The organism is Bacillus sp. PPSBB_2 (genome assembly GCF_045291115.1).
Lineage (GTDB): Bacteria > Bacillota > Bacilli > Bacillales > Bacillaceae_G > Bacillus_A > Bacillus_A cereus.
Map to the genome: position 1 here is coordinate 1,237,229 of NZ_CP147983.1, position 6,579 is coordinate 1,243,807.

Here is a 6,579-nt window from a genome sequence, read left to right on the forward strand (position 1 = left end):
AAAAAAGGAGTGTATTTTGTATGGAAAAAAAGAGGGTCGTAATTACAGGACTAGGAGCTGTTACACCGGTCGGAACAGATGTTGAAACAGCGTGGGAAAACATTAAAAAGGGTGTATCTGGAATCGGGCGACTTACAAGAATTGATCCAGAACTATTTCCAGCAAAAGTAGCAGCGGAAATTAACGACTTTGAAGTCGAGAAATATATTGATAAAAAAGAAGCGCGCCGTATGGATCGCTTTACACAATATGCAGTAGCAGCAGCGAAAATGGCAGTTGCAGATGCAAAGCTTGAAATTACAGAAGAAAACGGACCTCGAATTGGTGTATGGATTGGATCTGGTATTGGCGGTATGGAAACATACGAAGAACAATTTAAGATTTTTACTGAGAAAGGCCCACGCCGCGTGAGCCCATTCTTCGTGCCGATGATGATTCCAGATATGGCAGCAGGTCAAGTATCAATCGCAACAGGAGCAAAAGGAATTAACACTTGTTCTGTAACGGCTTGTGCATCTGGTGCAAACTCAATTGGTGATGCATTTAAAGCAATTCAGCGTGGTGATGCTGATGCAATGATTACAGGCGGAGCAGAAGCGCCGCTAACAAGTATGGCATTCGCAGGATTTAGCTCAGCGAAAGCATTAACATTTAATGAAGACCCAGCAACAGCTTGCCGTCCATTTGATAAAAACCGTAGCGGTTTCGTAATGGGTGAAGGTTCAGGTATTCTAATTCTTGAAGAATTAGAGCACGCATTAGCACGCGGTGCTCACATTTACGCGGAAATTGCTGGTTATGGTGCAACTGGAGATGCATTCCATATTACAATGCCTGCTCCTGGTGGGGAAGGCGGAGTGCGTGCAATGCGTCAAGCTTTAGCTGATGCAGGCCTACAGCCAGAAGATATTGATTACATTAATGCGCACGGTACAAGTACTGATGCGAATGAAAAATATGAAACGATGGCAATTAAAGAAACTTTCGGCGAGCACGCGTATAAAGTAGCAATTAGCTCAACGAAATCAATGACAGGTCACTTATTAGGAGCAGCTGGTGCTGTTGAAGCGATTTTCTCTATTAAATCAATTACAGACGGAGTAATTCCTCCAACAATTAACTATGAGACACCAGATCCAGAATGTGACTTAGATTACGTACCAAATCAAGCGAGACACCAAGAAGTAAATGCAGTATTAAGTAACTCATTAGGATTCGGTGGTCATAACGCAGTGTTAGTATTTAAATCGTATAAATAATAGATGAAATAAGGAGTTTTTTCGCAATAGATTGCGAAAAAACTCCTTATTTATTTTTACGCCTTTTTCTCCTGTAGCATATACATAAGAAAAAGGAGGGATAAAGATGGGGATTGTTGAAACAGCTGAATGGCTACATTTATATTATGGACGGCCAGAAAAACTTTGTGAGAAATTTACGAAGTATATTCCGTTGCCAAAAGAAAGGTTGTATCGCTTTTTAATTTCAAAAGGGATGTATCGCCCGATCATGCGCGGAGAAAAGGAAATTAAAGAATTAGAGGAAAAGGAAATTTGGAAAGAATTGAGCCTGGAGTATGATAAACTGAAAAATTGGTTAAAAGGTCCAGATGTCCCTGTCTTTATTTTATTATCAGATTCCTATAATCGAACTGTACAAGAAGAGTATAACGGTAGGGCTGGATTATCTATGCGTCATGTTATTTTCTTATTCGTATGTGGGCGGAATTCGGTAGAAGAATTAAAAGTGTTATTGGCGCATGAATATCATCACATATGCAGGTTACATCAAATTGAGACGAAAGAAACAGAATATACATTACTTGATACGATGATTATGGAAGGGCTAGCGGAACAAGCAGTAACAGAAAGGTATACAGAAAAAAACAATGCACCGTGGACGGCGTATCTTTCAAAAGAAGAGGCTGTTTATTATTGGAAAAATGTTGTACATGAAAGAATAAGTATAAAACGAGGAACAAGGGAACATGACATCTTATTAAATGGCTTTCACTCTTATCCGAAGATGCTTGGCTATGCGCTTGGATTTCATATTGTCAAAGATTGTGTAACTTTGGAAGGAGAAGATACACTTTCTTTATTATCTATAGATGCAAAAGAAATATTGAATAAAGCAAGTACATTTCATATATAAAAAAACAGGAGTTCTATTTCCTGTTTTTTTAGTATTAATAGAAGAAAAAATAATAATTAGAATATATTTCCTAAAGTGGAATAAAGTTAAGCAAAAATGAACATAATGATTGGTACAAACAGTAGTGAAGTGAGGGGTAGTGAATGTTATATCTACATGATGTATGGGTAAATTGGTTTGAAGGTGAAGAAAATGGGTATAACGTTTGTCATTTTTACGAATGGCGGAAAGATGATACGATTGAGCTATTAGATCAAGTGCCATTATTAAAAGTAGATGCCACATTATATCATTACATCGAGAACGAATTGTTAGAGCTTCCGCAAAAAATGCTGGAAGACGTACATCATAAGGCTTATATTCGTAAAAATCATGAACGTTTGCAGCAAGAGTATTGCTTTGTTGTTACAGATGGAAAAGGAATTATTGCGATTGACACAATTGGTTACAATGTACCAATTCGCAAAAGTAGACTTATACCACGCCAAGAGCAGATGGTATATGAGATGGTAGAAAACGTACAAGCAGAAAAGTATGAGTTCCAAGTAGAAGAAACAGAAAAAGAACATCACATTTTATCACCATCGCCTTTCATTATGAATGGCTTGACTCGTAAAGAAAGACAGCTAAAACAATTATTATTTATGGCGTTAGATCAATTACATACAACGAAAAACACAGCAGAAATTCGCTATTGGTTCACAGAGTGGGATCCATCAGCATATGGAATGGTTCAACATATGGAATTTGAAGATATTTGGGCTAAGCTGTATGATGAAGCGAAAACAGGCTGGTCTGATAAGCACGAACAATTATGCGAGCGTCTCGTAAAAGGACAGCCATTTTTTGAAAAGTTATGGGAAATGGAAAATGAGCAAAAGGTAAATTAAAAAACCGCCAATTGGCGGTTTTTTAATTTTGTAGTAATCTAGCTCCGGCAGCAAGAATGTTCGGTGGCTTCGCGCCTTCCTGCGAGGCAAAAAGCGCCTCTACGTCAGGAGCTCCATCCCCCTCACATTCTAAACGAGCCGCCTCCGCTTTTTGTAGAAATCCAGCTCCGGCAGCAAGCTCTTCGTGTCTAAGAACCTTTCGCATAAGAAGACAAAAAGCGTCTTCTATGCGAAAGGTTCTTAGACACGAAGAGCTGAACGAGCTGCCTCCGCTTTATATGTTACCTACGTTTTCTGCTTAGTCCCATTGCGTTTTCTACTTTGCGTAGTTGTTTGAATGCAACGCGGTTTGCTTTTTCTGCACCTTTGTCTAGGATTTCGTCTAGTTCTGGTGAGTTGATTAGTTCGTTATATTTGTCTTGGATTGGACGAATTGCTTCTACGACTACTTGCGCTAGGTCGCCTTTGAAGTCGCCGTATCCTTTTCCTTCGTACATTGCTTCGATTTCTTCAACTGTTTTTCCAGAGAATGAAGAGTAGATTGTTAATAAATTAGAGATACCAGGTTTGTTTTCCTTATCAAATTTCACAATACCTTCAGAGTCAGTTACAGCACTCTTAATTTTCTTTTCGATTGTTTTTGGCTCATCAAGCATACTAATCATTGATTTTGGATTCGGATCAGATTTACTCATTTTTTTCGTAGGCTCTGTTAATGACATAACGCGAGCTCCTACTTTTGGAATGCGAATTTCAGGCATTGTGAAGATTTCGCGGTAACGTTTGTTGAAACGCTCTGCTAAATCACGTGTTAATTCGATATGTTGCTTTTGGTCATCACCAACCGGCACGATTTCAGTGTTGTAAAGTAAAATATCAGCAGCCATTAATGGTGGATACGTAAGTAATCCAGCTGGAACTGAATCTCTACCAGAAGCTTTATCTTTATATTGCGTCATACGTTCTAATTCTCCAACGTAAGCAACAGATTGCATGATCCATCCTAGTTGAGCGTGTGCTGGTACTTCTGATTGTACAAATAAAGTAGCTTTTTCAGGATCGATGCCGCATGCTACATAAAGTGCAGCAAGACTGCGGATGTTTTTACGAAGCCCGACGGGATCTTGAGGTACTGTAATCGCATGTTGGTTTACAATACAGAAATAACAGTCGTGCTCATTTTGAAGCTCTGTAAACTGCTTCATTGCTCCTAAATAGTTTCCAAGTGTAATCGTTCCACTTGGTTGAATACCAGAAAAGATAACTGACATAAGTAATTCCTCCTAAAATAGAATGCGTGATGTGGGGAAGAGAAGGCAAACAAAAAAGCCCATTCATCCCAAAAACTATAGGGACGAATGGACCGTGGTACCACCCTAATTATTTCACTACTGTGAAATCTCTCTAATCCATAATAACGTTTGGATATAACGCCAAAGCCTACTACTTTCGGTTCGGTTTGGTGCTCAAAAGCCCATTCCATACTGTACAATTACTTGTTCACACCAACCACAAGCTCTCTGAAATTGCCTCAATATGTACTCTTCTTTATCATCGCATACATATAAATTTATTTATTGTTACTTGAGCTCTTTTAATATGAAAGAACTAAAGTTTTATAACAAAATGTTTTGCTGATTATTATATCATATGGGATAGTGTTTGCAAACTACATCAAAATAGTAAAGCTAATGAGGGTCGAGAACAACCCAAGGAAGATACCTGTAATACAAATTGGATATGTCCATTTGAATGAATATGTTTTATAAATACGTTCTTTCTTATCTGTAGGTTCCTCGACTTCTTCAATTAAAGAGTCAATCTTTTTGTTCGTACCAAATACTCTTTGGAATGCGTAAATGGTTACATTGAAAAAACCATTTTGAAATATGTATAAAAACCCGCCGATCAGAATAAAAAACAGTGCAATATAAAACAAAATGTTGACAAAGTTCAACAAAAATTGAGATGAAATGAGGAATGCACCAATACTAGAAGCAATCATCGCTATAAAAATTAGTATACAAGTATGAAAAAAAACTTTATTCAAAATATTCCCCTCCGTCAAAATATTACTAGAATTATTATACTATAAAAGCTATAATAAGTACTAGGATTAATTTTTTGAAAATTATACGCAATTAAAGGTCTGATTTTAAGATGATGGTAGCAATGTTAATGTATCCCTTTACGAAAAATTAAAAATATAAATATTTTATTAAAAATTTTAACAAAAAAACAAAAAACTATATTCACAATTGTTATATTATATGTATAATGAAAATTGTAGAAACTTGGAGATTATTCTTTCAATTCTACTTTTTAACAAGTGAGGGTACAGGAAGTGCAATTAGGGGAGGCAACACAACATGAAGAAAAAGATACCGTTATTACTTGCATCAACTTTAACTGCAAGTATGTTGCTTAGCGCGTGTAGCTACCAAAAAGATGACGCAAAAGCAAAAGGGAAAGAGAACGCTACGAGTAGTAGTAACGGAAAACAGATTCTTAATTTAACAGAGTTATCTGAAATTCCGTCAATGGATGCATCATTAGCATCTGATTCTTCATCTTCTACAGCATTAAATAATACGATGGAAGGTTTATATCGTATTGGCAAAGATCAAAAGAGAATGCCTGGAGTTGCAGAAGATGTCGAAAAGCTAGATGATGGGAAGAAATACATATTTAAATTAAGAAAAGATGCGAAATGGTCGAATGGGGAACCTGTAACAGCTAAAGATTTTGTGTATTCATGGAAAAGAGCAGTAAATCCAGATACAAAAGCAACGTATTCGTACATTATGTTCGATATTAAAAATGCAGAGAAAATTCATAAAAAAGAATTACCTGCTGACCAATTAGGTGTAAAAGCGATTGATGATTATACATTAGAAGTAGAATTAGACAATCCCGTTCCTTACTTTATCGATTTAACAGTTTATCCAGTATTTTACCCACTAAATGAAAACTTTGTAAAAGCACAAGGTGATAAATTTGGTTTAGAGGCAAATACAACATTATATAACGGTCCATTCGTTATGAGTGATTGGAAACATGAACAAAGTTTCCAATTCAAGAAGAATCCTTCATATTGGGATAATAAAACGGTTAAAATCGAAGAAATCAACTTTAATATTGAGGGTGTTGCAAAACTCATAAATATCCAAAAATGAATGCATAAAAAAATCCGTTTTCCTGGAAAAATGATAGTAACCGAAACTATCTCCAGAAAGGACGGATTTACTAGTATGATAACCAAATTTGATGAAAATCAATCCATTTTACAGATTTTATTTGCATACGTAGACAGTTTAACTATTGAAGGCGTTCCGCCTGTGACAGGTCGCCCACCAATCTGTAGAAAAGCCTTACTGAAATGCTTTTTCTTGAAAACTGTATTTCAAATTGACTCTTTACGCAAATTAACACGTTTTTTGCATCAATATCCTTCATTTCGTGTATCTTGTGGTTTATATTTCGTTCCTCACGTTTCTACTTTTTCACGTGTAGGTACTTGGTTTCGTGAAAAGGG

General features: G+C 36.5%; 7 protein-coding genes, 1 pseudogene and 1 other annotated feature. Of the genes and pseudogenes, 5 read left to right on the plus strand and 3 right to left on the minus strand.

Features of this window, described 5'->3' with window-relative positions:
* Positions 1 to 20: 20 nt before the first annotated feature.
* The 3 genes from fabF to V6946_RS06105 all read left to right on the plus strand — a co-directional run bounded on the left by fabF (position 21) and on the right by V6946_RS06105 (position 3,044).
* On the plus strand, positions 21 to 1,259 hold the full coding sequence (gene fabF / locus V6946_RS06095; protein ID WP_000412656.1) for a beta-ketoacyl-ACP synthase II: 1,239 nt from the start codon (positions 21 to 23) through the stop codon (positions 1,257 to 1,259).
* A gap of 106 nt (positions 1,260 to 1,365) precedes the next feature.
* Positions 1,366 to 2,154: a DUF2268 domain-containing protein gene (locus tag V6946_RS06100; RefSeq protein ID WP_000513278.1), complete on the plus strand. Its 789-nt coding sequence runs from the start codon at positions 1,366 to 1,368 to the stop codon at positions 2,152 to 2,154.
* A gap of 143 nt (positions 2,155 to 2,297) precedes the next feature.
* On the plus strand, positions 2,298 to 3,044 hold the full coding sequence (locus V6946_RS06105; RefSeq protein WP_000966127.1) for a YjbA family protein: 747 nt from the start codon (positions 2,298 to 2,300) through the stop codon (positions 3,042 to 3,044).
* A 22-nt stretch (positions 3,045 to 3,066) separates the two neighbouring features.
* On the opposite strand, the gene V6946_RS06110 is transcribed toward V6946_RS06105, so the two are convergent.
* The 3 genes from V6946_RS06110 to V6946_RS06120 all read right to left on the minus strand — a co-directional run bounded on the left by V6946_RS06110 (position 3,067) and on the right by V6946_RS06120 (position 5,094).
* The gene (locus V6946_RS06110; protein WP_001233404.1) at positions 3,067 to 3,249 is read right to left on the minus strand and encodes a hypothetical protein; all 183 of its coding nucleotides are present in this window, start codon (positions 3,247 to 3,249) and stop codon (positions 3,067 to 3,069) included.
* A gap of 76 nt (positions 3,250 to 3,325) precedes the next feature.
* Positions 3,326 to 4,315, minus strand: a complete 990-nt coding sequence (gene trpS, locus V6946_RS06115; protein WP_000110982.1) for a tryptophan--tRNA ligase — start codon at positions 4,313 to 4,315, stop codon at positions 3,326 to 3,328.
* Between the two features lie 76 nt (positions 4,316 to 4,391).
* Positions 4,392 to 4,608: a binding site (T-box leader), on the minus strand.
* 105 nt (positions 4,609 to 4,713) lie between these two features.
* A complete protein-coding gene (locus V6946_RS06120; protein WP_001044997.1) occupies positions 4,714 to 5,094 on the minus strand; it encodes a DUF3899 domain-containing protein in 381 nt (126 codons plus the stop codon).
* 319 nt (positions 5,095 to 5,413) lie between these two features.
* Between V6946_RS06120 and V6946_RS06125 the strand changes: the two are divergent.
* Both V6946_RS06125 and V6946_RS06130 read left to right on the plus strand, forming a co-directional pair.
* Positions 5,414 to 6,184 (plus strand): annotated as a pseudogene (locus V6946_RS06125) (peptide ABC transporter substrate-binding protein); the annotation flags it as partial.
* 111 nt (positions 6,185 to 6,295) lie between these two features.
* Positions 6,296 to 6,579 (plus strand): transposase (locus V6946_RS06130; RefSeq protein WP_406622057.1); only part of this gene is annotated, 284 nt, incomplete at its 3' end.